A 25,568-nucleotide genomic window follows, 5' to 3' on the forward strand; every position below is an offset into this window, starting at 1 on the left:
TTTAAAATTAAATAATATTTGAGAGGTTTACTATGCTTTCAATTGCTGTTGTAGGTGCGAGTCAGGCTGTAAATTATTATAAAAAAGACAATTATTATTCAGAAAAAGAATCAGTAGAAACCTCACAATGGTTCGGAAAAGGAGCCGATTTGCTTGGTTTAAATGGAAAAATTGATTTTAAAACGTTTGAGCATTTAATAAATGGACGTGACAAAAATGGAAAAACACTTTCTGACTATTCTGTAACAGAGGAAGAGAGTAAGAAAAAATCAGATGCAAATAAATTAACCGAAAAGCAAATGACAGAGCTAAAAGCAAATTTTTCTGAAATTATTTCACAGGTTCAATTAAAAGATTTTGAGCTCCATGCAATAAATTCAGCTCTTATAAATGCGTTTAAATATAAAGAAAAACTATCAAAAACACAGTCAAACGTTTTAAAGTCAAAATTAGCAAAAATTTTATCAGTGAATGCAAAAAATAAAAAAGAAAGAGAAGCTTTTAAATTAAGGCTATTTGAAGAGATAAAAAAGGTTTCTGTAGTTAAGGAAAGACGTGCAGCATTTGATCTTACTTTTTCAGCGCCTAAAAGTGTATCGATACAGGCACTTGTTTTTAAAGATAAAGAAATATTAGAAATGCATGATAAAGCTGTGAAAAGAGCAATTGAACGATGTGAGCGTGAATTTTCAACAATTAGAGTGATGACAGATGGAGTAAGTGAAAGGAAAAATGTAGGAAATTTCACAGTCGCAATGTTTCAGCACGACACATCACGGCTTTTAGATCCGCAGTTACATACGCATTGTGTTGTGATGAATTTAACAAATGATGGCAAGGAATGGCGCGCTCTTTCTAATGAAGAAATTATGCACCATTCAAAACTTCTTGGAATGATCTATCAGAATGAATTTGGAAGATTGTTGCAAGAAAAAGGTTATATAATCATTTCAAAGGGAAATGGAACCTTCGAACTTGCTTCATTTTCGAGAGAACAAATAGAGATTTTTTCAAAGAGAAGCCGACAAATTAAAGATTTAGGAGCACTTAATCAAAAAGAGGCAACGAAACTTGTTCTTGTCGATAGGAAAGCAAAGGACGTAAATGTTCCAAATTTTATAAAGGATAAGGTTTGGGAAGAGTCTGCAAAAAATGCGAATATGACTAAGGATATTCCAAATAAAGCATATGCATTTCTATCGGAAAAGGTGATTAGTAAGATAAATTTGGATGAAGAAGTGCTTAAATCAATTAAGCAATTAAGTGAAAGAGATGTAAAATTTAGTAAATTTCAAATTTTGCAAACAACGTTAGAGAATACTCTTAATAAATTTTCTGATGAAAAAATAGATATTGCTATTGAAAAATCGCTTCCAAATCTTATTTCAGTGATGGATGGAAAAAAATTTACAACGCATGAAGCTTTGGCAATTGAGTCTAAGTCACGAGAGTTTGTTATAAATAGCATTAAGAAATATCATAAATTTTTGGAGCAAGATTTAGTTGATAAAATCATTTTAAATAAGGATATGATTAGTAATAGTATTAAAGAGAATACATTCAATCAAATTATAGATATTTTAGATTCAAAAAAAATTGATGAACTAAATAAAAATAGCATTATGGATTCAATTAGAAATAAAAGTCACGATACAAAAAAAATATCTGGTACTGAATTAAAATCATTAAAAAAAGAGATTTGGTTTCAAATTAAGCAAACTGCGTTGACACGTGAAGAGAAAAAAATTGCAATGATTGAGGTCAGAAAACAGCTAGATAAAATATCAGGTTTGACGAAAGGGCAAGCTGAAGCCGTTCGAGCGACACTTCAAAGCAGTGACGGGGTTATTATTTGGCAAGGTAATGCAGGAAGCGGGAAAACAACTTCGATTAGAATGATAGCTGAAGCAGTGCATGAAAATTATAATATTTTAGGCTTTTCTCCTTCATCAAAAGCAGCGCAAGAGTTGAGTAATAGTATTGGAATTAAGGCGAATACAGTAGCAGAGCTTTTAAAAGGTGATTTCAATTTTGAAAATAGTGATAAAAAAGCGAGTCTTTGGATAGTTGATGAATCAAGCATGCTTGGAGCCAAACAGGCCAGAGATTTATTTGAAAAAGCGCATAATAATAACGCACGAGTTATTTTAATAGGAGATTCAAAACAACTTGCAAGTGTAGAATGGGGCAATCCTTTTAAAGACATTCAAAGAGTTGCGGGGACAGTATGTTACTTGCATGAATCTGTGAGACAAAAAGATCCTATACTTGATGAAGCTGTGCAGCTTTTAAATGCTGATGATATGCAAGAAGCAATAAGGCATATTAAAGACGATCATATTTATGTCTTTAATGACAAAGAAAAAATAGCTCAAACAATGGCAAAAGAGTTCTTATCGTTAAGTGATGCTGAGCGACAAGAAACAATAGTCACTGGACTTACAAACGAATCACTTTTAAGGCTTAACAACGAAATTAGAGCAGGTTTAAAGGCTGAGGGAAAACTCACTGATTCATATGAAGCAAAAACGTTAAAGGCTAAAAATTTATTTGAAAACACACAACAATACGCGAGTTCATTTGAAGAAGGGGATATTGTTTCATTTCAAAAAAATATAAAAGAACATGGGATTGTTAGAAATGATTTATATCGCGTAATACATATAGATACTTTGCAAAATACAATACAAATTCAAAATATAAAATCAAACGAATCAGCAAGTGTAGATCTATCAAAAAAATATGCAATGAGCATTTTTGCAGAGTCTAAAATTGATATCTGTGTTGGAGATAGGTTGATGTGGAGCCAAAACGAAAAGCAAAAAGAAAGGGTAAACAAACATCTTTTTCAAGTGATCAATATTGATAAAGAAAAAAATAAGATGACTATTAAATATCCTCACTCTGAAAAAATAGAAGAAATAGATTTACGCGAATACTTGAAGGCTAATCATGCTTGGAGTGTAACATATTATGCAGCTCAGGGTGCAACTGTAAAAAATTGTCTTGTAGCAGATGATAAATCAGCAACATATAACAACATGTATGTTTATATGACGCGTGCAACAAATGATATGAAAATATACACAGAGTCATATGAGAACATGCTTGAAAGAGCTGGGAGAAAGGTCAGTAAAAATACGGCGACAGAACTTGTTGATAAGCAAAAACCACGGCAAATTTTAAAAGAAACAAAGGATAAAAAGTTTAAAAATATACACTTTATAAGCGATAAAGAAAAGGCCAAAGAAAGAATCTTAAATTCACTTACAAATCAGTCTACATCTCTCATCTTTAGATCTCAAAATGGACACGTACAAATTGAAAAAGATAGAGAAACGCTTCTAAAAAAAGATTTTTTTCCTGATGCTAAAAAAAATATCTCAGAATTGTTTCTTGTTGCTCCTCAAGACGTATCAAGTTTATTTGCTTTATCTTCCAGTAAAGAGGAGCAGGATATGCTTTTAAAAGCTCACACGGATGCAATTGAGAAATCAATGCAGTACATAGAAAAATTTGTGTTTAAAAACAATTTTGATTCGTTTCAAATTAATAGAACCTATGCGCTTGATAAAGCTGGATTAGATGTTGTGCCGATGCTTTCAAGCTCAATCTACATTGAAAATAAAAAAGAAACATCTTCATATCTACTAAATCAACAAATTGGAATTGTAAAAAATCTTTACGAGAATGAGCTTGCACATGCACTCAAAGCAAAAGGAGTTGAGCTTAGAATTTATGATGGCGAAATTAGAGTAAATAAGGTAGATAGACAGGTTTCTCAAGAATTTTTAAAGCTCTATAATAAGCAATTAAAAGGGCTCGGTTTGCAATATTATGCAACACTTGGGGATGCAGAGGAAAAAATAGCGAATCTAGAATCAATGAAAAAAATAGAAATTGATAAAAATATTCTTACAAATATTGAAAAAATAGGAGAATTAAAAGAAAAAATTTCATTTCAAGAGCCAAAAAACATAACTCAGATTAAAAAAGAGGTTATTTCAACTTTACTTGGGAGAAATGAAATATTTAATGAAAATGATATCATGGCTTGTGTTATGAAGAAATCCAAGGGAAACCTTGCTTATAGAGAATCGATTGAGTGCTATCTATCAGTATTCCACGGCGAAGAATTTAAAAAAATCGGTTTTACGAGAGATGGACGAGCTTGCTTTACCAGTGCAGAAAAATTTTACAATGATAATTTAGTCTTTGAATTGATAAAAAGACGTACGACTGAAAACACTCATTTTGTGAGTAAATTCAAAGTAAACGAATTTATAATTAAACATGAATTGAATCCTATTGTTGCAAATAATATTGATAATATTTTTGTAAAGCAGGGTGGCATTAAAATTTGCAGCGACTTAAATGATGAAGATAAATCGAAGTTCATTGATTCAATTAAAAAAATAAACGAGATTGAGGGATTTCAAACAATTCATCTTCATTTAAACGAGAAATTGAAGCAAGGCGATGAAACTAAAGCTCTGTTAAAAAATGTTTTATCTGAACTCGAGGCAGGAAAATACACGTTTACTAAGAACCAAATCGTTTTAATTGAGCAAGCTGAATCACTTGGAGTGCAAGAGCTGAATCGACTTATGCTTGAAGCAGAAAGCGTAGGAGCAAAGATAATTTTAGTTGGGAGCACAAAAGAGTCAGGATTTACTAAAGGAAGCTCTTACGCGCTTATAAACGGGATGATTGGTATAAATCCTCATTTTTTTAAAGCTCCACAGATTGGAAATGAAAAAAATTCTCAAAATCAGAATTCTCCTGAGTATAAAAATCCATGGAAAAAGGAGTTAAAAAATGATGCTGAATCAAAAAGATTAACTGATATAATGAATAAGGTCGCTCAATATTATAATGATAATTTATATAAGAACAGTTTTATTTCAAAGAGTGCACTCACATATTTAGATAAAAGCAGAGGGATGGATATGCAAACAATTGATAGATTCTCTATAGGTTTATCTAATCAAATTGGTCTTATAGATTATGCCAAAAAAAATAATATTAGCGTATCAGACTTGATGAAATGTGGTCTTGTTGCCCAAAAAGAAAATGGGCAACATTACGAGTTTTTCAGGAATCGTATTATGTTTCCTATTAGAAATGAAGAGGGAAATGTTGTTGCGTTTGGGGGTAGAGTCTTTCAGCAAAAAGACATTGAGAAAAAAATTGCAAAATATGTGAACTCTAAAGAAACAGTTATCTATTCAAAATCTCAGATTTTATACGGGCTTGAAAGTGCAAAAGAAGCAATAAAAGCAGAAAATAAAGTATATATTTGTGAAGGGTATTTAGATGCAATTGCTTTAAAAAAAGCAGGTATTGACAATGCTGTCGCTGTGCTTGGTACTGCATTGACAAAAGAACATGTTGAACTACTAAAAGTGCACACAAATAATATTGTTCTTCTTTTTGATAGTGATAAAGCTGGAAAAGATGCGTCAATTCGTAGCTACTTTCAAACATATTCAAGTGATATTAATTTATCAATAACAAATATTGGGAGTGAATCTAAAGACGCGGATGAGTTTTTAAAAAATAACTCGGCTTCTGAGCTTCGAGATGCTTTAAACAGAAATGAAAAAGCGGGGGAAATAGCAGTTGCTCATTTACTTCGTGAAAAGCATGGGGAAAATGCATGGCGAGCAATTTCAGAATATCAAGAAAAGTATCAAAAGCTGATGAATTTTTCAAAGAACAAAGCGAAGAAAGAGCTCGATCAAATGATTATTTCTCTATCCCTTGGATGTGGAGAGATGATAAAGAACTCAAACGATAGTGATAAATACCTGTCTAAAATGATGAAGCAAAACTATTCTGTGCCGTTTGATCTCGAGAATCTTAATAGAGAGATAAAAGACAACAGCTCTAAAAAAATCATGGAAATTGTTGCAAATATTAATAAAACAGAAGGGAGTGAAGCTAAAAAAATATATGATAATCAGTCTTATGCTAGGAATATTTCGAATGAACACAATAGTAATATATTTATTGAGCTTTTGACTGAAAAGCTAAAAAGCGAGACTGCTATTGAAAATATTGCAATAGATATAGACTTCAAAAATTTTGCAGAACGAATCAGTGATGATATAAGGACGTTTTTAGAAAAAAAGAATAATACAATATCTATATCAAATGAGGAAATAATCAAATTTTATACGCAAAACCTAATCGATTTAAAGTCATCAGATATCTCTAAATATCTCAATGAAAGCTTGCTTGAGATTGAAAAGAACAGTCTTGGTTCAAAATTATCTGATTATGCAAAAGAGTTTAGTTCGAAATATTCTCATGTGTTGCGAGACAATGAATTTATAAATTCTCATTATAAGAATGAGGGATTGAGTGAATTTATAGGTGAAAGCTTTCAAAAATATAAAGATAAAATGTCGGATGATTTATCAAGAAGTCGAGGTTATACATGTTCAGAAAACGAGATTTTAAAAGAGCTGGCTCTTCGCAATAAAAAAGGGGAGGTATTCACAGATATACTGAGAGATATAAATATTGAAGCAAATAGAATAAAGGATGAATATAAACTAAATAGCATACATGATGTGACTAATTTTTTTGATAAAAGAGTATCTATGTTTAAAGAAGTAGGTCCTAAAGCAGAGGAGATTTTATCTTTATGGAATGACTCTAAATATTATAAGAAAGAAAGTATTCTCTATAAAAATATTGAAGAAAATCTTTTGAAACAAAAAGATTTTAAATGCTTTAGTGATATAGATTCGTACAATAATGATTTAAAATCTGAACTATTTTTAAAGAGTAGAGATTTTTACTTTGATATTCTTGAAAAAACTTTAAAAGATCTTAATAATATAAAAGTAGATTTTGAAAAATCCTTAGATAAAAAGGAGCAATACAGGCAGATTATAATAGAAGAGTTTTCTCATCTAAAGAAAAATTACATAAATATGAATGAAAAAATTGAAGAAAAATGTAAGGTATATACTGGGAAAAATGAGACGTTTAAAAATGATTTTAAAAGACTAATCGAGGAAGATTCAAAGTCAATATATAAACGTAAATATTCTGAGGATGCAGATTTAGTTACAGCAATTCTGAATTTCAGTATTGCAAACAACAGTGAAATTGATGCAATATTGAACAAAAATTATAATTTATTATTGGCTCAGGAATCTGAAAAATCTCAAGACAACTCTGAAATTTCTTTAAAAGTTCTTGATTTTGGACTTGATAAAGAATTTCAGTCTATTTCAAATCAATTGGGATTGACTCAGGAAGATAAAAGTTCATTAGGATTAAAGATGAGTTAATATCTAAATTTATAGGTCAATAAATGTTTATGAAGGAAAAATATGATGTTGGCAAAAAAACATAAATCAATAACTCAACATGAGCTTTGTTCACATTTGCGAGTTTCGCTTTTCTTTGAATCAATCTTAGCTCTATCTGAAGAGCATAAGACTATAGAAAAAGGAGAAAAACATGTATATACAATAGATAGTGTTGTATTTGTTTTTGAGCGAAATATTTTTGATCCAAGTTCTGATAGAATGAAGTCTTCTGTTTATTTGCTATCTATAGAATCAATTTTTCTATTGAAAGGTAATGCGAAGTCAGCATTAAAAAAGATTTTAGAAGTTGCTGATTTGCTTAATGTAGGAATCACTACGCATTTAAATGCTCGAAAGCATATAAATACTCAGGCTTTACAAGCATGGTTTGCAAAAGAGGGTTTCATTGAGAATAGATATGGCAAACATAATAGTTCTTGGTTTTATTATCCAAAATTTAAGTCCCAAAAATTGCCTTATAAACTAGAACTTCCTTGTAGTCATAATAAGATAGAATATCTTAAAATTGATGACGTCATTGATGTATTGTGGGGTGCAAATAAGACAAGTTTTTTAAAGAAAATTAATTATAAAAATGACAAAATTTTTAGCGATGACTCCCCATTTTTAATTACGATTAACATTCTGAAGAGTACATTTAAATTTGAACAATTAGAAAAATTGATATATTCAATAAGAAATGGTTATGATTATATTCCAATTATTGCCCATTCTATCCCAGAAATAAATGATAAATATATTTATAATAAAGATTTATATCATATAAATATGGACTTTTTAAATGAAAAATACCCATATTTTATTGGATATTTGAATTTTTCTTCTCTATTTGAGATAGATTATTCTTATGTATTTAATCTTAATAAGAGTGAGGAAATAAATGAAGTAGAATCTTTTGACTTTATATCAAAGGAGCTTCTTAGACTAAATAAAAAAATTAACATTAAAGAGTATTATTTTTTTATTTTTGAAATATTTAAATATATGCTATTCCCTGGTCTTTTACTGGGATTTATTATATATTTAATAATGACATATAATGCAATGAATACTTCAATATTTTTAATTACCGCAATGCTTTTTATATTATCGATTTTGTTTGCTAATTCAATGAAAAATAAGATCTATTCAATAATAGGGATGCAGTCCAATCAGAACTACATTTTAAAAAGCTATGATATTGTTAAGAGAGAGAGGGATCTTTTTATATTTAGAAGGATCTTTTTATCAAATAATAATATGGCTCTTATTTTAAGTCTAATTTTTTGTTTTTATATAGCGTATATTCTACCAAAAATTTTGTTTTTTGCTAGTTTTATAGATTCTAACTTTCAAGTAGGAGATAATCAGTTTGCTATAGCTTGTATTGTTTTTTTTGTTTTAGGGATATCTTTTGTATTTATGTATTACATCATTTGTTTTATTATAGTTAAAATATTTGAATATTTATCAATCTATATCGGATATTTATTTTCCTCAAAGAATTCAATCATTACTTTAAAAAAAGCTATAATGAGCGATATGGAATCATATTTACGTAAAAATAGAGAGTTTAATGTCAGTGCGAGTCATTTTTCTCTAAATTTTCCTAATGAGATAATTAAGAGAATGTCAATAATATATATTAGAAAAAGATTGAATTTTTAAAAAGAAGATCCAGCTTCTTTATCCGAAGAGTGGATTCTTCTTTTTAGTCGTATTAGCTTCTTTTAAATTACCATTATTAGATGTAAGGGCTCGCTTTAATCCGAGGGTCGGGATCGCGATCAAAGACAATTTGGGCTCAAATTAAATGCGAATACAAATCTCTTCAAACTCACTTTAAATGCGAATGAGCTCATTCGCAATGCGCTCGGGATCGCAATCATAAACATGGACTCACATTAAATGCGAATGAAAAATAATCTTCTAGAGAATTTATAATAAACTAAATATTTGTTATAAATTATACGTCAGAATTCATTGTAAGAGAATTTCCAAACATTGGGTCTTTTACGTAAATAATAGGCAAATTATTTACTTCAGAAGCCCTTTTTGCGAGTTTATACATTTCCTGTTTCTTTCCATCTACATAATTTCCATCCATTAAATAAATTCCCTTAGCTTTTATTTCTCCAGTTGGGGGAAGATTTGGATATATTGAAATGCCAGCTTTACCAACAATGATAACTTCACTGAAGCTCATTGTTTTTTCAATTAATACTTTAGGCGGAACAATCTTTCTATTTTGAGTTTTATTAATATAGTCAACCAATGCAAAACTATCAATTACTTTTCTTTGAAAGTTTCCATTGCTTGGTGTTGTTCCAATATGATTTTTAAAACTAATATCTGCTTCATTTGTAGAAATAATGTTTTGAGGAGGAACATCAAGAATATAGCCAATGCTGCCGTAAGCTTCGAGCAAAACATTTGAAATGAGTGAAGTACTTATCGCATCCCATTTAGAAACAATGTTTTCAAAATTTGAAGTTAATAACTTATTTCGTTCAGGTTCCATTGGTCTATTGATCATATAAACAAGATGCATCCATTTTCTGCCCGTTCTTGGATTTACTCCATTATTTGGCCTATGGAATTCAATTTGAGTTTTTGGATTATAATTTTGTAAATACTTCCATTCATGTAATGCTGAATGATTACTTTGGTTCATAAAAGGCAAATTAAAAACTTTTTTCATAAATTATCCAATATGGCATTAAAAAATAATCAGTGATTGTGCAACTTACTGCTTTAAAACAGCTCAGCAACTGAAAAGACATTAATGAAATATTTTTAATCCCACAATAATTGGTAATCTATATTTCAAAAAGAAATTTTGGAAATTCTAAGGTCAAAGAAGTATCTTTGACTACAATCAAGAGTACTTGTTTTCATACCCTGAATTTACTAGACTTTTTATGTCCGAAAAACCCTGTCCAAAAAATGAGGGCAAAAATGAGGATTTATGGTTACGCCCGTATTTCAACTTCTGATCAAAACCTGTCCCTCCAAATCCATGCTCTGGAAGCAGCAGGTGTTCACGAAGTTATTTCGGAAGTTGCTACAGGTAAGAGCATGGAAAGGCCGCAGCTCAAATTACTTTTAGCTAAGTTGCAAAAAGGCGATACTCTGCTTGTTTATCGACTCGATAGATTAGGAAGAACACTTTCTGGATGTCATTTTCCAGAGAGAAGGTCATTTCGTAAGGAGTGAAATTAGATAGTTACCCAAAGAGGATGTCAAAAGTTTTTTCCATAGATCCTGTCCTAATATGCTAAAATTTCCATACTCCTTGTCAAAGGATTACAACTATGGAAAATCAGGACATTACCGAAGAAAATGAAAGCTCTGGGACATCTTCTTTGGAAATTGGGCCAGTAAGATTGTCAGAACCAGCTTGGGAAGAAGCCCGCCGCAGAGCAAAAGTCATTCAATCCCTTTTAAAGATATCAAAAATTTCTGAAAAAAAAAGACAAACAGCAGCAAATGAACTTGGCATTTCGAAACGCACATTATCAAGATTAATTGAACGCTATAAAGTATCAGGAAAGCTTTTAAGCTCTCTTGCGCCTCGCTCTCCGAATGGGGGAATAGGTAAGCCTAGGATAGGTGAAAATGTTGAATCAATTATCCATAAAGTGGTTAGAGAGCTCTATTTGGATAAACAAAAAAGAAAAATATCTAAGGTTGTGCAAGAAGTTCGAAGGCGATGCATAGAAGCAAATATTCCGCCTCCAGGGCAAAATACTGTTCGTAGGAGAATCTCGCAAATCTCACTGGAAAAAGTGTTTGAAAAAAGATCTGGAAAATTTGCGGCTCATCCTTTTACAGCAAACCATGGCCCAGCTATTACTGCCCAAGATCCTCTTGAAATATTCATGATAGACCACACAAAAGTAGATGTTATAGTCGTGGATGAGCAACAACGCCTCCCAATTGGAAGACCTTGGCTTACATTAGCAATAGATGTCTTTAGTAGATGTATTGCTGGTTTTTACTTAAGTTTTGAAAGTCCATCAGCTGTCTCTGTTGGCATGTGTTTAACTCATGCCATATTTGATAAAACGGATCTCCTTAATAAATTTAATATCCAACATAGCTGGCCACTAAAAGGAAAACCAGAAAAAATCGTAGTGGATCAAGGTAGCGAATTTAAAAGCGAAGCATTGCGTAAAGGATGTGAACAACACGGCATTTCAATTCATTGGAGGAAAGTTGGCTATCCCCATCTCAATGGGGTTATTGAACGTGTTATTGGTACTTTCATGAAAGAAATACATGAAATTCCTGGCACCACATTTTCAAATACATCCGAGCGAGGAAATTACGACTCAAATAAAATGGCTATTCTCACAATGCCTGAACTAGAAAAATGGCTTACCCATGCAATTGTAGGAAAGTATCATCTTGAAATTCATTCTTCACTTATGGAAACTCCACTTTCTTTATTCCGTCGTGGAATAGAAAATAGGAATAAAGATATAAATTTAGTGCAAAACCAAAAGGCTTTTTTAATCGACTTTTTGCCTATTGAAAGAAGAACTCTCCAACGGCATGGATTTGTTATTGAACATATCTTTTATTTTTCAAATGCTTTAATACCTTGGATTTCATCTGGTAATATGAATGAAAAGTTTATTATCCGTAGAGATCCACGTAATTTAAGTAGAATATTTGTGCTTCATCCAAAAGAGTCCCAATATTTAGAAATCCCATATAGGAATATTGCCCGACCTGTCATTACCCTTTGGGAACATCGAGAATCATTGCGAAGACTTAAAGAAAGAGGATTACGTCATTTTGATGAGACTTTAATTTTCAGGACTCTTTTGGAAATGAAAGAAATTATTAAAAATGCTAAGAAAGAAACGCAATCTGCAAGAAAAAAACGTGTAAAAAATGAAAATGCAAAAAAAAGTACATTTGATATAAAAAGCAATAAAAACAATAATAATTTAAATATAAATGAATTGCAAGACTTCGAAATAGATTCCATCAAACCATTTGAAGACATTGAGGATTGGTCATGATTGAAGTGAATTTTAATAATGCTTTTTCCCTCGAACATCTAATACCGCAAATGAGGCAAATAGTTTTATTACCTAATGAAGAACGCATAGCGCATATTCGTGCAGATAGATGGATTGGTTATTCAAAAGCGCAAGAAGCTATTTCCAAACTTCAAAAACTTATTGATCATCCTAAACGCCAAAGGATGCCAAACCTCCTCATTGTTAGTCCTACAAATAATGGAAAATCAATGATTATCGAAAAGTTTAAACGCATGCATAAAATAATTTCTTGCGAAAATATCCCTAAAGAAATTATCCCAATCGTAGCACTACAAATGCCAAGTGATCCAACAATAGCAAGATTTTATTCCATGCTTCTCTATAATCTAGGTGCTCCCGTCACTATGAAATGTAAAGTAGCAGATTTAGAACATGTCGCTTTAAAATTATTGAAGCAATTGTCCACTCGAATGATCATCATTGACGAACTTCATAATATCCTTGCTGGTAGGATAAATGTGCAAAGGGAATTCCTTAACCTAATCCGTTTTATTGGAAATGAACTTCAAATCCCTATTGTCTGCCTTGGGATTAGAGAGGCCTATCTTGCTATACGTACAGATGATCAACTCGAAAACCGCTTTGAACCACACATTTTACCATTGTGGGAAGATGATAGGGAGTTTTCAAGTTTACTTATGAGTGTTACATCTACTTTACCATTAAAACTTCCTTCGTTTTTATTAGAAAAAGAAATACGTCAATATATTTTAAGGAAAACGGAAGCCACCATAGGAGAAATTATTTCTCTAATTTCTAGAACCGCTATTCTGGCAATTGAAAGTGGCCAAGAAAATATCGATTTAAAATTATTAATGCAAGCGGATTATGACTCCCCAACGGAAAGACGGAATAAATTTGAACGTGAGTTGCAATAATGGCAAAAAGATTCCCAATATGGCCTCATCCCTATAAATTAGAAGCATTAAGCTCATGGATTATGAGGATAGCTGGTTATTATAGGATTGATGTTGATACTTTATTTGAAATTGGATTCTTGATCAAAAAACCAATTTCTTGGTGGGATATTGATGTCTCTCCTAGTCCTGAATTATTAAATAAAATTTCAATAAATACAGGTTTGTCTTTGAAATATTTAATTGAAATGACTATTGAAGGAAATTCTCCTTGGGTGATTGATTCAATTAAACCTATTTATGATTTTGAATTTACACAACTCACGGCTCCATTTTGTATTTTAAATCGCAATTTGCCTTATATCAATATGAATTCAAATTCTAAAAAATCATTGCTTCCCTGGATACCAAATGTTCCATGGAAATCAACCCGTATAAACCGCTTTTGTCCAATATGCATAGAAAATAAAGATTTGGATCTACCAAGATTGCTCGTATGGAGGACAGCATTAGTGTCATCTTGCTTACGGCATGACTGCTTACTCGTTGAGACGAGTGATAAACCTTGGGATCAATTAGCTTGGAAAGAAAATATTATAAATACAAAATATTTACACACTTGGCTTGATGGTGTCACTCTCAAAGCTATTGAAACAGGTTATGCAAGACTTGGGAAAGAAGAAATTCATGTGAACATTTGGGTTCGGTTCTTAAGAAGCCTTTTCCATGAACTTACAATTAAAAGCAGGGATTATAAAGATCAAGAATGCATAAAAAGAATTTGGCAATATGCTGGTATCCAGAAACCAAAGAGCAAAGTATTTGAACTTTTAGAGATAAAAGATAGGGCTAATGTAATAAAATGCGCTGCATATTTATTACAAGATTTTCCAAACCAAATACTTTCCTTTATGCCAAAGAGTAGGAATTTAAATCAAATTTTTATTCCCAATTTCATTTCTAAATATATCGGCTCAAATGAAATCTATTATGATCTCTTCGTAAAAAATAAAGAACATTCAAATAATATAACAAGCAATATTAAAAACGGGGAAAACTTTCTACCAGCCGCAATGTTATTTAATTCTTTAATTCAAAAAATCATTGATAAAAACAAAAATAAAATTCATAAAAGAACAATAAAAGGCGCAGAATCATCATTAAATTCTAATAAAACTAAACAGGTAATTAACAATAAATCATCAGAGGAATCGTTAAGCGACAATATGTAATTTTTTATTTACAATTTCATCTCAGGGAGAATTATGTTAAATAATTTTAGTATTAAGAGAAAAATGATTTATTGGAATATTTTTATATTAATTCTATTTTCAATATCATTAATATTTATAGGAAATGATTCCATAAATAGACTCATGAATGAAAAGAGAACTCAAATTAAAAATCTTAGTGATTCTTTTGCTTCTTTAATTTTTGAGTTCGTAAAATTAGAAAAAGAAGGTAAAATATCGCATGAAGAAGCTGTATCAAGAGTTAAAATGATATTAAATGCTGTAAGATATGATGGAGATAATTATTATTTTATAGGTGACTATGACAGGAGACAGATTGTAAACCCTAAGCGGCCTAAAGATGATGGCGTTATTCAAAATTCACAACAATATCATAAATTTGTTGAAATATCATTAAAAAATAATGGCCCAGAATTTTTATCTTATTATACATCAAAGCCAGGTTTCACTGGAGAGTTTCCAAAACTTACTTATTTAGTCCCAATCCCTGAATGGAAATGGTACATTGGAACTGGTATTTATATAGATGATGTGGATAGACAAAAGTCTAAGAACATCATGGTAATTGGTATAATTACTTCAATTATTACCATTTTTTTAATGTTCGGAGGAGTTAAAATAGCTAATTTTATTTCAGTACCACTATCTTTGCTCACAAATCTACTGAAAAAATCATCATTAAAAATGAATGAAGAATCTACTCAATTAACAATAATGAGTGAGGAAGTTGGAAAATCCTCAAGAGAACAGGCAAGCTCAATTCAAGAAACGGCAGCAGCAATATCTGAAGTAACAAGTATGATTTCAAGGACTTCTAGTCTCACATTGAATTCAGAAAATTTATCTAAAACAATAAATAAGCAAACTGAATTAGGCAATCATGCAGTAAAAGACATGGTTGCGTCAATGGCATCAATTCAAGAAGCGAGTAAAAAACTCACAGAAATTGAAGCAATAATTACGCAAATTGAAAATAAAGCTGTTGTTATAAATGATATTGTTACGAAAACAGAATTACTTTCATTGAATGCATCTATTGAATCTGCAAGAGCTGGAGAATATGGTAAAGGATTTGCTGTTGTAGCTGAAGAGGTAGGTAATTTAGCTAAGACGAGTGGAAAGTCGTCAAAAGAAATCAGCGAACTTCTTGAAAAAAGTAGAGAGAATGTTAAAAATATTCTAGAATTAACCTTGTCTAGAGTATCTGAAGGGCAGCTTAAAACTGAAGAAGTATCAAACATATTTAATAAAATTATAAAAGATGTAAATGATATTCAAATTCAAATGAGCCAGATCACAGAAGCGACTAGAGAACAGGAAATTGGTCTAAAACAAATATCAGAAGCAATGACAAAAATTGATATTTCAGCTATAAATAATTTGAAAAACGCTGAAAAATCTGTACTTTCTTCATCTAAAATATTAGAGATAAGCCGTGATTTGAAATCCATCACTTCTAAAACGGAAGATATTGTTTTTGGAGAAAAGAAAGCATAACTTCTTGCTCCAAGAATAACTATATAATATTATATTAATTTATAATTCAAGATACATTTTCAGAGTTTTTGTGATACAGTCATCACCTTTGATATTTTTTCTCAATTAAAAAACATTTTATATTTTCATAAATATCGCAAATAAATTCCCAGTGCGTCAATTTTGCAATTTTAATAAATTTAATAACAATGTAAAATTTTTTGTAATACTAATGCTTAATATATCAATTTGAACCTACTTTTTCTTATCAAATTAGGATGTGCTATGTCTAAGAAAAGTTTGTCATATAAATTAAATATATCAATAGTAATTTTATTAACACTCATCTTAGCAGCTGCACTATATACTATATTTATGATCAATAAAACTCAATCTTACGCTCTCGAAACAGGAGAAAGCTGGTTGCCTAGTGTTTTATCTACAAGTGAAATGAGTGAAGGGGTTAGTAAATATGCAAGAAGAATCCTTGGATTATTAAGCACTTCTTTGATAAATACTGGTGATGATGATAAAAAAACTAAAGCTGAAGATATAAAAGCTTTAGATAAATATGGACAAAATATTGAGGCTAATCTTGAAAAACATAAGAAACTAGTAAGCAGTCCTGAAGAACAAGCTCTTTTAGATGATGTTTTTACAAAATGGAAAATTTACGATAACGCTGCTAGGGAAGGGCTTGATATTAATCAACAAGGAAAAAAAGCTGAAGCTTTAAAATTTGTCCTTTCAAAAGCAAGAATAGCAGCGGCAGATTTAGAATCTGCAGTAAAAAAGCTTGCAATATATAATTACAATGGTGGTGTTAAATCAACAGAAAAAGGGAAGCATTTAACGACAATCACAAATATTACAATGTCCTGTATTATAGGATCTTCAATCTTTATTGCTATATTAATTTTCAATATCATTAGAAATACAACTGGTTCATTAAGTATAGCGTTTGAAAATTTAAAAAATCAGAGCATTTCTACTGCAGAAATTGCTTCCTCTCTAAAAAAAGGCTCTAATATATTATCTGAATCTGTGAGTGAACAAGCTGCTTCAATTCATGAGACGAGTGCTGCTATAAATGAAATAACAAGTATGGTTAATAGAACAGCTGAAAATGCAAAAGAATCGACTAATGTAGCAACAAGTGCATCTGCTAAAACAGAGTCAGGGCAAAAAACTATGCAGATGCTTGTAACCGCAATGGAGACGATACAAGAATCAAATAATGAATTACAGAATATTGCAGAAATTATTAATCAAATCAATACGAAAACAGCAGTAATAAATGACATAGTTTCTAAAACAGAACTGCTTTCTTTAAATGCTTCTATTGAATCTGCTAGAGCCGGTGAATATGGGAAAGGATTTGCAGTTGTGGCAGAGGAGGTAGGTAATTTAGCAAAAGTAAGTGGAAAATCTGCTCAAGATATTCAAGCTCTTATTACAACAAGCCAAGAACAAGTGAATAAAATTCTTGGACTTACAAAAGAAAGAGTAAACAGTGGAAAAAAAGTTACTGCTGAAGCCCAAGAGTCTTTTCATGAAATATCTGCTGATATCTCAAATATGGCAAGTGTAATCCAACAAATATCTGATGCAACACGAGAACAAGAAATTGGAATTAGGCAAATATCATTAGCAATGTCTAATATAGATAAAGCAACTCAGAAAAGTCAAACTGCAGTGAATTCTACCTCAGAATCTTCTTCCGATCTTATCAGCCAAAGTGAGAAATTAGATTCGACAGCAAATTATATTGGATTTCTTATAAAAGGAGAATCTTAAATTGATAAAATATTTAAAAAATAGAAAAGTTATCGATACTCATATTTATAATTAAAAAATTAATAAGGGTTTTTAATATGACAAAGAAAAGTTTATATAAAAGTCACTATATATATTATGGTTTTTTTCTTATTTTATCAATTTTTTCGATAATATTATTTATTTATTTAAATAATAAAATCCAATATTATTCAAATGAAACTGAAAAAAATTGGCTCCCAAGTGTAAAAACTCAAAGTAGATTGCTTTATGATTTTTTTCAGATTTCTGATAAAAATCGATCAATTTTCTCAACATTCATTGATGGAAATGAAATATTAGAAGAGGATAAAAAGGCATTAGTTAACATGCATAACAAATTTCATGATAACCTTGAAAATTATAAAAAAAATTTGATGATAATTGGTAGAGAAGAAACGTTTACTAAAGAAGTTTATAATTTATGGACATCTTACAAAGATAATATAGAGAAAGATTTAAAGGTAATAGAAAAAAAGCCACATGAAGCATTTAGTCATTTCAACTTAGAAACAAAGGCAATATCTTCCCTACTTGCAGAATCAATTGCGAAAGAAATTGACTTCAATTACGTTCAAGGAGTGAAAGCTTTAAAACAAGCAAGATATTATTCCATTATTAATAATTTTTATATTGCAACATTAATCATGGTATTATTAATAAATGTTTTATTATTTCTAAAAATAAGAAGAACCACAAATTCTTCATCTGGTACAAATAATTCTCAAGATTCATTTTATACTAACACAAAAAATATTGAAAAATTATCTGAAAAAATTCGAGAAATATCAGATGCTATCCGTAAGCAAGAATATAATCTTAAAAATATTTCACAATCAATATTACAAATGGAGAGAGTATCTAAAAATAATCAAGAATCTATAATCATGAGATCAATTTCGGAAAAAAAATTGATTGAAGAATTTGAAAGACTTCAAAACTCTGTAAATAATATTGATACATTAGTAAATGGAAAAAAATAAAATAATCGTATCTCCTCATTCAAAGTTGTCGCTCTATGGGTCAAAAGATTGTTTTTTAATAAACCAATTTGATTTTCAAAGCTCTTCTTAAGGTATTATAATAGAACATTCTTTTATAAATGAGTTAAATTGGTTCACTACTTTTTTATTATTCAAAATAAATTTTTTAGAAAAATAGAATACCAGTGGATTTTCAGAATGAAAAATTATTTTGAATTTGCTCTTATTCCAATTTCGTTTCTTCATCTCATCAGTTGCGGGTTCTTTTGGAGAAAGGAATGCATCAAATCGCTTTGCCTCTAACATATCAAAGAGATTGCTAATATCTTTTGGTGATGAAACAAGATTATATTTTTGTTCGATTAAAAATGTTTCTGGTCCTGTTCCTAATTTTGCAGCAACTTCAGCTTTTTCTTTAAACTCTTTTAAATTAGGATTAAAAGAAGAATTACTTTTTAAATACCAATACCATTTATAACTTTCTATTTTTTTAGTTGGAACTGCGTAGCTATTTCGTTCATCAGTTATTCCTGCTGAAAAAAAAGCTTGAGCTTGACCTAATTTAACTTCTTCTTGTGCTCTTTTCCATGGTAAAACTTTAATTTGATAATTCAAGTTCATTTTTTTTAAAACACATTCTACAACCTTCGTTGCGGAGCCTTCTAATTTATTTCCTTGAAAATATTGATATGGAGGCCATTCTTGAGTATTAACAATTAAGCTTTTTGGAGAAACTGAAGTTGAATATATTGTACAAATGATAATTATAGATCTTTTGTATGACATTTAAAATCCTATATACTGCTTAATATCCTTCTAAATAGTAGCATAGAAATATTTTTGATGTAATAAAATTTTTTTTAGTTTCTTTTTAAAAGACCTCTATATTCTTATAAACGACCGTTTTTGAGAATGTTTCTATATAAAAATTTAGATCGCAATTTCATTTGAAAACTTCTTTCTCAATAACCATTCTTGATTCTAAATTCTTGTTCTGATAGCTTCAGATGAGTTTTGAGAAGGAGAAGCTATAAAATGCTTATTGGATATGCAAGGGTTTCAACGCTAGACCAAAATTTAGATTTGCAAGAAAAAGCATTACAAAAATCGGGTTGCAACAAAATTTTTGTGGATAAGGCAAGCGGAAGTCGTTCTGCACGACCTGGATTGGAAAAATCTCTTGAGCAGTTAAGAGAAGGCGATACTTTTATCGTTTGGAAATTAGATCGACTTGGAAGAAACATCAAAGACCTAATTGATTTTGTAAAAGATCTTGAAGCTAAAAAAATCGAATTTAAAAGCCTCACTGATAATATCGACACATCAACCCCATCTGGACGATTCTTCTTTCATACAATGGCAGCTCTCGCTCAGATGGAACGGGAACTTATTATTGAGCGAACAAAAGCTGGGTTAAAAGCCGCAAAGGAACGGGGTAGAATTGGTGGCAGGAAAAGAAGAATGACTCCAAATAAGCTAGAATCTGCAAAAAAATTATTAAGCAGTGGAACCCCTCCAAAAGATGTGGCAATGAGTTTGGGAGTTTCTATTCCTACTCTGTATCGCTGGCTGCCAGCTCATACTCACTCTGAAGCTTCATAAAATCATTTAAACCAAAGGGCGTTGATCTTGTTCAGATATTTCAAAAATGACATCCTCTTTGGAAATTTGGACATCCACTATGGAAAATGACATCTTAGGATATGACCATGAAAATAAGGAATTCGGAATAGCAATTTGTTCAGCTATCCCTTGCGTTGGTGAATATTTTGCTTTCGGTGATGGATCCGCAGGTGTAATCGCGGCACAAGGATCCTGCAATCCTTACAATGGTTTAAAATCGATAAATTTTTTAAAAGAAGGATCTTCTCCAAGTGAAATTATCGCTAAATTAAAGGATTCGGATGAACTAATTCAAAAAAGACAAATTGCAATTATTTCAAATTGCGGGCTAATGACCTGTTTTACTGGAGAAAATCTAGGTAATGGTGTTAAAGGACACATTATTGGAAAAAACTTTATAGCGTGCGGAAATACTTTAGAAGATCTAAATACTTTAAACATAATGAAAGATACATTTGAAAAATCAAATGAAAAATCTCTTTATTTAAAACTACTTCATGCTCTTAAAATGGGTGATTCAACAGAAGCAGATATCAGAGGCAGACAATCGGCCGGACTGCATGTGTATTCTATTAAAAATGATTATCCTATCATTAAAGTAAATATTGATGATGATATAAATCCAGTTAAAAGTTTAGAAGAAAAAGTTGCTAATTTTATTAGAAGTTTTTATCAAATTATTCCATTTTTTCCTCAAAGAGACGGAAAACAAATTTCACCTAAAACAAACAGTAAAGAAGAAAAAATATTTGCTGAATTCAAAAAAAATGTTCTGATAAGAAATTTTCAGTTTGAAAAAAACATCTGACTTAAACTTACCTTCTAGTTTTGATCTTTTACAAAATATAATCTACTAAAACTAAAGTTATTCAATATTATCAATGATAATTTTAAAAAATCGTTTTAAGGCGTTTTAAGCTCCCTTTTATCACAAAATGAAGAAAGACCTTTAAGAATTTAAAATTATTTTGTTTGACTAGACGTTTATAAACGTCTATATTTATAAAATTGGAGGTGCTTATGATAATTTCAGGAACTTATGGCGAAGAATCAAATATCTGGATCGCTTATATTAAAGAATTAAATTTTAATGTAGCGGCTTCTAATAAAGCAGAACTTTTTCAAAACATAAGAGAATCAATTAAGCAATTAGATAAAAAGCAAAACTTTTTTGAAGTGAATGACAATGCAGATGCTTCAACATTTCAGATTAAATTTATAAATATGTCCTTATTTTCAGCATTTGTTTTTAAATCGTTAAGAAATAAGGAAAAAGTATCTCAATATAAGATTGCAGATAAACTCAATGTTTCAAGGACTTCATATTCCCAATACGAAGTCCCAACTATTGAGCCAACATTGACAAAATTTTTTGATATATTAAAAGCACTTGGATATGAAGTTGAGCTTAACATCAAAAAAATTAGACGTTTATAAACATCTAAAAATTTAATTAAAGCGGTATCTTTGTGTCTAATCTTTACCTGTAGCGGCTCGCGAACAGGCGAGGGTCGGGATCACAATCAAAGACAAATTGGGCTCATATTAAATGCGAATATAAAATCCCTCAGGCTCACTTTAAATGCGACTGGGCTCATTCGCAATGCATGCGGGATCGCAATCATAAACATAGGCTCACATTAAATGCGATTAAAAAAATGTTTTGAAAACATGCTTTTATCTGGTTGCTCCGATTGCAATTCCAAGTTGGGTAAGCTCATCATCTATTTCATGAGCCCTTCCCGCTGGCAATCTTCCCTTCTGATAATCTTTAATTTCAGAAACGGATACTCCAATGCTCTCTGATAAGCGTCCAATTGGATAACCTTGGCGAGTTAAACGGGATTCTAGAGAATCAAAATTCTTTCCAATAACATCACAAACCGTACTTTCTGAAATAGGTTTTTCAGCAGTTAAATATCCCTCTGACAAAACCCTCCAAGTGTAGCATTCCATTTCTAATGGGGTTTTAAGCTTTGAGATAATGGTCTTTCTCGCTCCTGGAGTAAAAATGTCAGAGACTTTAACATTTGACTCAAGGCAAGAAGAAAGCATCCAATCAAAAAACTTTTCCTCGCAACCATCAATCCCTTTCATGATGACATGCTGGGTCCGCATCCCTATTTCTTGCATAGATGCCCTGTGGAGTTCAAATTTCAATCGTGGATGTCCTACAAGGACAATGGCAAGCCTTCCTCCAGCTTTTGAAATAAGTTCCATTAAGCGTTTGAGTTCAATAAGGGTTTGCATTGGTAAATCATGGGCTTCATCGATGAATATAGCCACTGGTACATTACGTCTTGTTATCAACTTTTGTATTTGCCTCATTCGCAGCTCAGTACGTTTATGGAGGGTGATAGTTTCTTCATCTGCAAGATCTGCTACCATAGCATCAATTAAAGTATTTAAATTAACCTTATTTTTATCAATCGAGAGGCTAGATACAACAAGAATATTCCCCTCTTTTTCTAAATCGATCATTATTTTATGCAGTGAGCTTGTTTTTCCCACCCCAATTGGACCGGTTAAGGCAATAAGATCGCCCGAAGGCATATATTTTTTAAGATCTTCAAACATTGGCCCATAGCTTTCATCCACAAAATATCCTGCATTTTTCAGTTCTTTTGTTAGGCCGTAATACTGCATCATTTCAATTATCATTTTTATATCCTCATGAACTTGCTTGCCTTAGATTTAGCTCCTGTTGAATCCATTCCAAGATTTTGTCTTTTTCCAAGGTCTTTGACAAGAAGCTATGAAGATCATTTAATTTTTCCTGTGGTAATTTCCCCAAAGGAATACCTATGGTATGCGCAATGAACTTTCTTGCGGCATATTCTGAAGGGAAACGTATTTCATAAAATGGGTCAGGATCGGCAAAGGGGCGCATACGGATAGTGTCTGAAGGGAAACTTTTCGTTTCATTATTTGGGCGAAGATGGATTGTATCCATAGTTTCCCTTGGTATAGATAGCTCATTTGCTATCTTTTCTATTTTATCAATTCTTTTTTCGGCTTCCGTTTTCTTATATGATCTATATTTATTTAATTGTAAAGGAGCCCCTGTTTGTTGGAAGGGACCATATTTTGCTCCTTCAAACTCTATGAAAATATCACTTTCAAACATTCCATTCCAAACAATTACAGTTTTACCCATAAACTCATGGTCAACAGAATAAACAACACCATCAAGGGAAATAGTACAATCAGAATTTACAGTCCTCTCAACAGGCTCTCTAACGAGAGAAGAAAAGCGTTCCCATGTACACATTTGGCGAATACCTTCTTCTGGAATATTTTTAATCCAGTCCTCAATGCGTGTACATTCCTGACTTCTATGAGGCATCTGTGAATAGCGAATTAAAAATGGAAAAAGCCATTTGTTTGCTTCTTTTTCATCTTTTGGTTTGTGGAAATGGTATAAAGTTTCATGAAGTTCTTTGACTGTTCGGAATGGCCTTTCAACTTTTCCTTTAGATCTGGCGGTAACCCTTCTGCCATCCGTGTTTCGAGGCATATGACATCTCATTTCAACACCTAGGTTTTGCATCGCACGTTGAAAAACCGCACTTTTTGCAATTGGTCCATTGTCCATATAGATAATTTTTGGAATACCTTGAAAAGGAAAATTATCATTTTCTTTTTTTGACATAGCGTTAAAAAGAAACATTAATGCGGCAATAACATCTTCTCCATATACGACATGATATTCTTGATAGGAAACACCACTTCTGTCATCAACTACGCTATAAAGCATTAATATTGCCTTGCCATGCTTTGGATCTACCCAATCTGGCATTATGTCTAAGTATTTAAGGTCGGATTGGCTTAAATCGAATTGCCAGCATTCATTTGAGTGTTTGGCTTGGAATCTCGTTACAGGCTTCTGAAGATCAAGTCCTGTTTTATCTAACCCCAATTGGGCAAGAAACCTGTTCACAGTCGCTTTTTTTAATAAGCCTTTTGAAATTTTTATCGTTTCATTACCGTGCTGGATCCCTGATTCTAAAAGTAAGATTGCAGATGCTGTCGATACATTTCTTTCCTTTTTATTAGTATTCCTGATTTTTACGGCAGCAATGATTTCACAATATTTAAGCATTTCCTCTTTATCAATGTTGCGAGGAGTTCCCCTATCTTTTCGGTTTACTGAATTTGGGCGTGAAGATCGGGAAAGCTGGCGATATATTGTACTCGGAGTTACTCCATATAATTTAGCCATTTCTTCTATAAATGCGCTTCTCCCTGGGGACTTTAAAGGAAGGCTGTCAAGGTGTTTCCGTAGGTTGATTATGGCTTCTTGAGGGATTGGTTTCCGGTTCATGAAAGCCCCGCTAAATTTTTATTTGAAGCTTTAAAAAAATGATTATTTTTTATTATATCATAATAAGTGCTTCTCGATATGCGGAATTTTTTACATAGATCGCTTACTGTCCTCTCTCCTTTACGAGACTCAATCATTAGTGAGTTAACATCAAGCTCTCCTAAGGCTTTGGGTCGACCTCTGCCTTTCATTTTTCCTTGAGCTTTTGCAATCGCAACGCCTTCTCTCACCCTTTCGCAAATGATATCCCTTTCTAATTGGGCAAATACCGCCATAATTCCAACCATAGCTTGGCTAAAATGATCGTCTTTTGTAGAATCAATAGCTGGTTCAGAAAGGGATCTGTATGCAATTTTCCTTTGGGTAAGTTCTTCAAGAGTCTTCATGATTCCAGAAAGTGTTCTTCCTAATCTATCGAGTCGATAAACAAGCAGAGTATCGCCTTTTTGCAACTTAGCTAAAAGTAATTTGAGCTGCGGCCTTTCCATGCTCTTACCTGTAGCAACTTCCGAAATAACTTCGTGAACACCTGCTGCTTCCAGAGCATGGATTTGGAGGGACAGGTTTTGATCAGAAGTTGAAATACGGGCGTAACCATAAATCCTCATTTTTGCCCTCATTTTTTGGACAGGGTTTTTCGGACATAAAAAGTCTAGTAAATTCAGGGTATGAAAACAAGTACTCTTGATTGTAGTCAAAGATACTTCTTTGCACGATTTTCCAAAATATAATTTTCTTTGATATTATGAATACATTAGACGCAAATTTTAGATAAAATAGTTACTCACTTAATTAATATTATAATTATACCATCTATTTTTAAATTTGAAATTA

The 25,568-nt window shown here is 31.5% G+C and carries 17 protein-coding genes; 12 read left to right on the forward strand and 5 right to left on the reverse strand.

Features of this window, described 5'->3' with window-relative positions:
- The first annotated feature begins 32 nt into the window (after positions 1-32).
- Complete coding sequence (gene mobF, locus EZS29_RS15145; protein ID WP_130613022.1) at positions 33-7,307, forward strand: MobF family relaxase; 7,275 nt, start codon at positions 33-35, stop codon at positions 7,305-7,307.
- Positions 7,308-7,349: 42 nt separating this feature from the next.
- Positions 7,350-8,996, forward strand: a complete 1,647-nt coding sequence (locus tag EZS29_RS15150) for a hypothetical protein (RefSeq protein ID WP_130613025.1) — start codon at positions 7,350-7,352, stop codon at positions 8,994-8,996.
- A gap of 298 nt (positions 8,997-9,294) precedes the next feature.
- Here EZS29_RS15150 and EZS29_RS15155 read toward each other — a convergent pair whose 3' ends face one another.
- Positions 9,295-10,029, reverse strand: a complete 735-nt coding sequence (locus tag EZS29_RS15155; RefSeq protein ID WP_130613028.1) for a hypothetical protein — start codon at positions 10,027-10,029, stop codon at positions 9,295-9,297.
- 257 nt (positions 10,030-10,286) lie between these two features.
- Between EZS29_RS15155 and EZS29_RS15160 the strand changes: the two genes are divergently transcribed.
- The 7 genes from EZS29_RS15160 (at position 10,287) to EZS29_RS15190 (ending at position 18,787) form a co-directional block, all read left to right on the forward strand.
- On the forward strand, positions 10,287-10,544 hold the full coding sequence (locus EZS29_RS15160) for a recombinase family protein (protein WP_130613031.1): 258 nt from the start codon (positions 10,287-10,289) through the stop codon (positions 10,542-10,544).
- 98 nt (positions 10,545-10,642) lie between these two features.
- On the forward strand, positions 10,643-12,361 hold the full coding sequence (locus tag EZS29_RS15165) for a Mu transposase C-terminal domain-containing protein (RefSeq protein WP_130613034.1): 1,719 nt from the start codon (positions 10,643-10,645) through the stop codon (positions 12,359-12,361).
- Positions 12,358-13,281, forward strand: coding sequence for a TniB family NTP-binding protein (locus EZS29_RS15170; RefSeq protein ID WP_130613037.1), 924 nt, complete (start codon positions 12,358-12,360; stop codon positions 13,279-13,281). The genes EZS29_RS15165 and EZS29_RS15170 overlap by 4 nt, the downstream gene beginning before the upstream one ends.
- Positions 13,281-14,492: a TniQ family protein gene (locus EZS29_RS15175; protein WP_130613040.1), complete on the forward strand. Its 1,212-nt coding sequence runs from the start codon at positions 13,281-13,283 to the stop codon at positions 14,490-14,492. Before EZS29_RS15170 ends, EZS29_RS15175 begins: the two co-directional genes overlap by 1 nt.
- 33 nt (positions 14,493-14,525) lie before the next feature.
- Positions 14,526-16,010 carry a methyl-accepting chemotaxis protein gene (locus tag EZS29_RS15180; protein ID WP_130613043.1) on the forward strand — a complete coding sequence of 495 codons (1,485 nt, stop codon included), beginning with the start codon at positions 14,526-14,528 and terminating at the stop codon, positions 16,008-16,010.
- Positions 16,011-16,274: 264 nt separating this feature from the next.
- Positions 16,275-17,786: a methyl-accepting chemotaxis protein gene (locus tag EZS29_RS15185; RefSeq protein WP_130613046.1), complete on the forward strand. Its 1,512-nt coding sequence runs from the start codon at positions 16,275-16,277 to the stop codon at positions 17,784-17,786.
- A 242-nt stretch (positions 17,787-18,028) separates the two neighbouring features.
- On the forward strand, positions 18,029-18,787 hold the full coding sequence (locus tag EZS29_RS15190; protein WP_130613049.1) for a hypothetical protein: 759 nt from the start codon (positions 18,029-18,031) through the stop codon (positions 18,785-18,787).
- An 87-nt stretch (positions 18,788-18,874) separates the two neighbouring features.
- Here the strand turns inward: EZS29_RS15190 and EZS29_RS15195 are convergent, their stop codons facing one another.
- Positions 18,875-19,573, reverse strand: a complete 699-nt coding sequence (locus EZS29_RS15195) for a substrate-binding periplasmic protein (protein WP_130613052.1) — start codon at positions 19,571-19,573, stop codon at positions 18,875-18,877.
- Positions 19,574-19,822: 249 nt separating this feature from the next.
- Between EZS29_RS15195 and EZS29_RS15200 the strand changes: the two genes are divergently transcribed.
- From EZS29_RS15200 to EZS29_RS15210, 3 genes are all read left to right on the forward strand, one after another.
- Positions 19,823-20,389 (forward strand): recombinase family protein, encoded by a 567-nt coding sequence (locus EZS29_RS15200; protein WP_130613054.1) that lies wholly within the window; start codon positions 19,823-19,825, stop codon positions 20,387-20,389.
- A gap of 79 nt (positions 20,390-20,468) precedes the next feature.
- Positions 20,469-21,218, forward strand: a complete 750-nt coding sequence (locus EZS29_RS15205; RefSeq protein ID WP_172604000.1) for a DUF1028 domain-containing protein — start codon at positions 20,469-20,471, stop codon at positions 21,216-21,218.
- A gap of 212 nt (positions 21,219-21,430) precedes the next feature.
- Entirely contained in the window at positions 21,431-21,847 is a 417-nt protein-coding gene (locus EZS29_RS15210) for a helix-turn-helix domain-containing protein (protein WP_130613060.1), read from the forward strand.
- 240 nt (positions 21,848-22,087) lie between these two features.
- Here the strand turns inward: EZS29_RS15210 and EZS29_RS15215 are convergent, their stop codons facing one another.
- Genes EZS29_RS15215 through EZS29_RS15225 form a run of 3 tightly spaced genes read right to left on the reverse strand, consistent with a single transcriptional unit; the run spans position 22,088 to position 25,342 of the window.
- A complete protein-coding gene (locus EZS29_RS15215) occupies positions 22,088-23,071 on the reverse strand; it encodes an AAA family ATPase (protein WP_130613063.1) in 984 nt (327 codons plus the stop codon).
- Between the two features lie 10 nt (positions 23,072-23,081).
- Positions 23,082-24,734, reverse strand: a complete 1,653-nt coding sequence (locus EZS29_RS16155; protein ID WP_130613066.1) for a DDE-type integrase/transposase/recombinase — start codon at positions 24,732-24,734, stop codon at positions 23,082-23,084.
- A complete protein-coding gene (locus tag EZS29_RS15225) occupies positions 24,731-25,342 on the reverse strand; it encodes a recombinase family protein (protein WP_172604001.1) in 612 nt (203 codons plus the stop codon). Before EZS29_RS15225 ends, EZS29_RS16155 begins: the two co-directional genes overlap by 4 nt.
- Between the last annotated feature and the right edge of the window lie 226 nt (positions 25,343-25,568).

The organism is Fluviispira sanaruensis (assembly GCF_004295685.1).
Classification (GTDB): Bacteria; Bdellovibrionota_B; Oligoflexia; order Silvanigrellales; family Silvanigrellaceae; genus Silvanigrella; species Silvanigrella sanaruensis.

Bases quoted from the DNA above. Each gene is read 5' to 3' on its own strand.
- EZS29_RS15185 (WP_130613046.1), top strand. From the start codon at position 16,275: ATGTCTAAGAAAAGTTTGTCATATAAATTAAATATATCAATAGTAATT.
- EZS29_RS16155 (WP_130613066.1), bottom strand. From the start codon at position 24,734: ATGAACCGGAAACCAATCCCTCAAGAAGCCATAATCAACCTACGGAAA.
- EZS29_RS15165 (WP_130613034.1), top strand. From the start codon at position 10,643: ATGGAAAATCAGGACATTACCGAAGAAAATGAAAGCTCTGGGACATCT.
- mobF (WP_130613022.1), top strand. From the start codon at position 33: ATGCTTTCAATTGCTGTTGTAGGTGCGAGTCAGGCTGTAAATTATTAT.
- EZS29_RS15175 (WP_130613040.1), top strand. From the start codon at position 13,281: ATGGCAAAAAGATTCCCAATATGGCCTCATCCCTATAAATTAGAAGCA.
- EZS29_RS15210 (WP_130613060.1), top strand. From the start codon at position 21,431: ATGATAATTTCAGGAACTTATGGCGAAGAATCAAATATCTGGATCGCT.
- EZS29_RS15205 (WP_172604000.1), top strand. From the start codon at position 20,469: ATGGAAAATGACATCTTAGGATATGACCATGAAAATAAGGAATTCGGA.
- EZS29_RS15215 (WP_130613063.1), bottom strand. From the start codon at position 23,071: ATGATAATTGAAATGATGCAGTATTACGGCCTAACAAAAGAACTGAAA.
- EZS29_RS15170 (WP_130613037.1), top strand. From the start codon at position 12,358: ATGATTGAAGTGAATTTTAATAATGCTTTTTCCCTCGAACATCTAATA.
- EZS29_RS15155 (WP_130613028.1), bottom strand. From the start codon at position 10,029: ATGAAAAAAGTTTTTAATTTGCCTTTTATGAACCAAAGTAATCATTCA.
- EZS29_RS15225 (WP_172604001.1), bottom strand. From the start codon at position 25,342: ATGAGGATTTATGGTTACGCCCGTATTTCAACTTCTGATCAAAACCTG.
- EZS29_RS15195 (WP_130613052.1), bottom strand. From the start codon at position 19,573: ATGTCATACAAAAGATCTATAATTATCATTTGTACAATATATTCAACT.
- EZS29_RS15150 (WP_130613025.1), top strand. From the start codon at position 7,350: ATGATGTTGGCAAAAAAACATAAATCAATAACTCAACATGAGCTTTGT.
- EZS29_RS15180 (WP_130613043.1), top strand. From the start codon at position 14,526: ATGTTAAATAATTTTAGTATTAAGAGAAAAATGATTTATTGGAATATT.
- EZS29_RS15160 (WP_130613031.1), top strand. From the start codon at position 10,287: ATGAGGATTTATGGTTACGCCCGTATTTCAACTTCTGATCAAAACCTG.
- EZS29_RS15200 (WP_130613054.1), top strand. From the start codon at position 19,823: ATGCTTATTGGATATGCAAGGGTTTCAACGCTAGACCAAAATTTAGAT.